Raw genomic sequence first — 2,523 nt, 5'->3', positions numbered from 1 at the left:
CCGCCCGGGTCAGGCCCGGACGGGTCGGCAGCCGTCGGGTCAGGCACCGGCGAGGCCGTTCGCCGTGCGCACGATGTTCACCATCCCCCGCATGATCTCGGTGAGGCCGTAGTCCTTGGGGGTGAAGACCGCCGCGACGCCGAGCGCGGTCAGCCGATCCGCGTCGGCGGGCGGGATGATGCCACCCACCACCACTGGTACATCCCCGAGCCCCGCGGCCCGCAACCCGTCCAGCACCTCGGGCACCAGGTTCATGTGCGAGCCCGACAGCACCGACAGCCCCACGATGTGGACGTCCTCCTCCACCGCGGCGGCGACGATCTGCGCGGGCGTCAGCCGGATGCCCTGGTAGACCACTTCGAAGCCGACATCACGGGCCCGCACCGCGATCTGCTCCGCGCCGTTCGAATGCCCGTCCAGGCCCGGCTTGCCGACCAGCAGCCGCAGCCGCCGCCCCAGCTCCTCGCCGGTGCGGGTGACGAGCCCGCGCACCTCGGCCAGGCCCTCACCGGTCCCGGACGTCGCCGCCCCCGAGACGCCGGTCGGGGCCCGGTACTCACCGAACACCTCCCGCAGCACACCGGCCCACTCGCCGGTCGTCACACCCGCCCGGGCGCAGGCCAGCGTCGCCGGCATCAGGTTGACGTCGGTCTTCGCGGCCTCCCGCAGCCCCAGCAGCGCCTCGTCCACCACGCCCGTGTCCCGGCCGGCCCGCCACGCCACGACCTGCTCGCGGGAGGCCTGCTCACCGGCGGGGTCGATGACCTGCACGGCGGCGTCCAGGTCGGCGAGCAGCGGGTTCGGCTCGGTCTCGGTGAAACGGTTCACCCCGACGACGATGTCGTCACCGGACTCGATGCGCGCCCGACGGGTCGCCTGCGAGGCGACGAGCTGGGACTTCATGTAGCCGCTCTCCACCGCCGCGATCGCGCCGCCCATCGCCTGGACCCGGTCGATCTCCTCGGTCGCGGCCGCGACCAGCTCGTCCACCCGCGCGTTCACGACCACCGAGCCCTCGAACAGGTCCGGGTACTCCAGCAGGTCCGTCTCGTAGGCGAGGATCTGCTGGATGCGCAGCGACCACTGCTGGTCCCACGGGCGCGGCAGGCCCAGCGCCTCGTTCCACGCCGGCAGCTGCAGCGCCCGGCAGCGGGCGTCCTTCGACAGGGTGACCCCGAGCGCCTCCAGCACGATCCGGATCACGTTGTTCTCCGGCTGCGCCTCGGTCAGCCCCAGCGAGTTGACCTGCACGCCGTAGCGGAACCGGCGGTGACGCGGGTCGGTGACGCCGTAGCGGGTCTTCAACAGGTCGTCCCACAGCGCGACGAACGCGCGCATCTTGCACAGCTCCTCGACGAACCGCACGCCCGCGTTCACGAAGAACGACATCCGGGCGCACACCTCGCCCATCCGCTCCTGCGGGACCTGCCCGGAGGCGACGACGGCGTCGAGCACGGCGATGACGGTGCACAGCGAGTAGGCGAGCTCCTGCACCGGCGTCGCGCCGGCCTCCTGCAGGTGGTAGCTGCAGATGTTGATCGGGTTCCAGCGCGGGATCTCGGTCACCGTGTAGGCGACGAGGTCGGTGATCAGCCGCAGCGACGGGCCGGGCGGGAAGACGTACGTCCCGCGCGACAGGTACTCCTTGATGATGTCGTTCTGCGTCGTGCCGGTCAGCTCGGCCGGCTGCGCGCCCTGCTCCTCCGCGGCCACCTGGTAGAGCGCCAGCAGCCACATCGCCGTCGCGTTGATGGTCATGGACGTGTTCATCTTGCCCAGCGGGATCTGGTCGAACAGCGCCCTCATGTCACCCAGGTGCGCGATCGGGACGCCGACCTTGCCGACCTCGCCCCGCGCCAGCACGTGGTCGGGGTCGTACCCGGTCTGGGTGGGCAGGTCGAAGGCCACCGAGAGGCCCGTCTGCCCCTTGGCGAGATTGCGCCGATACAGCGCGTTGCTCTCGGCCGGGCTCGAATGGCCCGCGTAGGTCCGGATGATCCACGGCCGATCCCGCTCGTTACCCGCGGGCGAAGGTACAGCGACCTGCGGAGATCGACCTGCGGGCGACGGCTCGGGCATGTCAGCGCACGTCCTGCTGCGTGGGGCGGCCGGGCTGCTCGCCGCCGCGTTCCTCGCCGTAGGAGCGCTTGGGGACCATCACCTTGCGGCGGTAGATGCAGACCAGGGTGCCGTCCTGGTTGAGCCCGCGGGTCTCGACCGTGACGATGCCGCGGTCGTCCTTGCTCTTCGACTCCACCTTGTCCAGGACGGTCGACTCGCCGTAGATCGTGTCCCCGTGGAAGACCGGCGCGACGTGGCGCAGCGACTCGACCTCGAGGTTCGCGATCGCCTTGCCGGACACGTCGGCGACCGACATGCCGAGCAGCAGCGAGTACACGTAGTTGCCGACGACGACGTTCCGCTTGAACTGGGTGGTCTTCTCGGCGTAGTTCGCGTCGAGGTGCAGCGGATGGTGGTTCATCGTGAGCAGGCAGAACAGGTGGTCGTCGTACTCGGTGACGG

2 protein-coding genes are annotated in these 2,523 nt (G+C 70.7%); both read right to left on the bottom strand.

The genetic code is table 11. The features are described 5' to 3' along the window. Positions 1 to 39: 39 nt before the first annotated feature. Positions 40 to 2,079, bottom strand: coding sequence for a protein meaA (locus FREUN1FDRAFT_RS38810; protein ID WP_006545926.1), 2,040 nt, complete (start codon positions 2,077 to 2,079; stop codon positions 40 to 42). 1 nt (position 2,080) lies between these two features. After that, the coding region (locus FREUN1FDRAFT_RS38805; RefSeq protein WP_006545925.1) for a MaoC family dehydratase at positions 2,081 to 2,523 on the bottom strand (443 nt) is incomplete at its 5' end.

Source organism: Parafrankia sp. EUN1f (assembly GCF_000177675.1).
In the GTDB taxonomy this organism is placed as follows: Bacteria; Actinomycetota; Actinomycetes; order Frankiales; family Frankiaceae; genus Parafrankia.
This window is presented reverse-complemented; position numbering and strand designations above follow the sequence as displayed.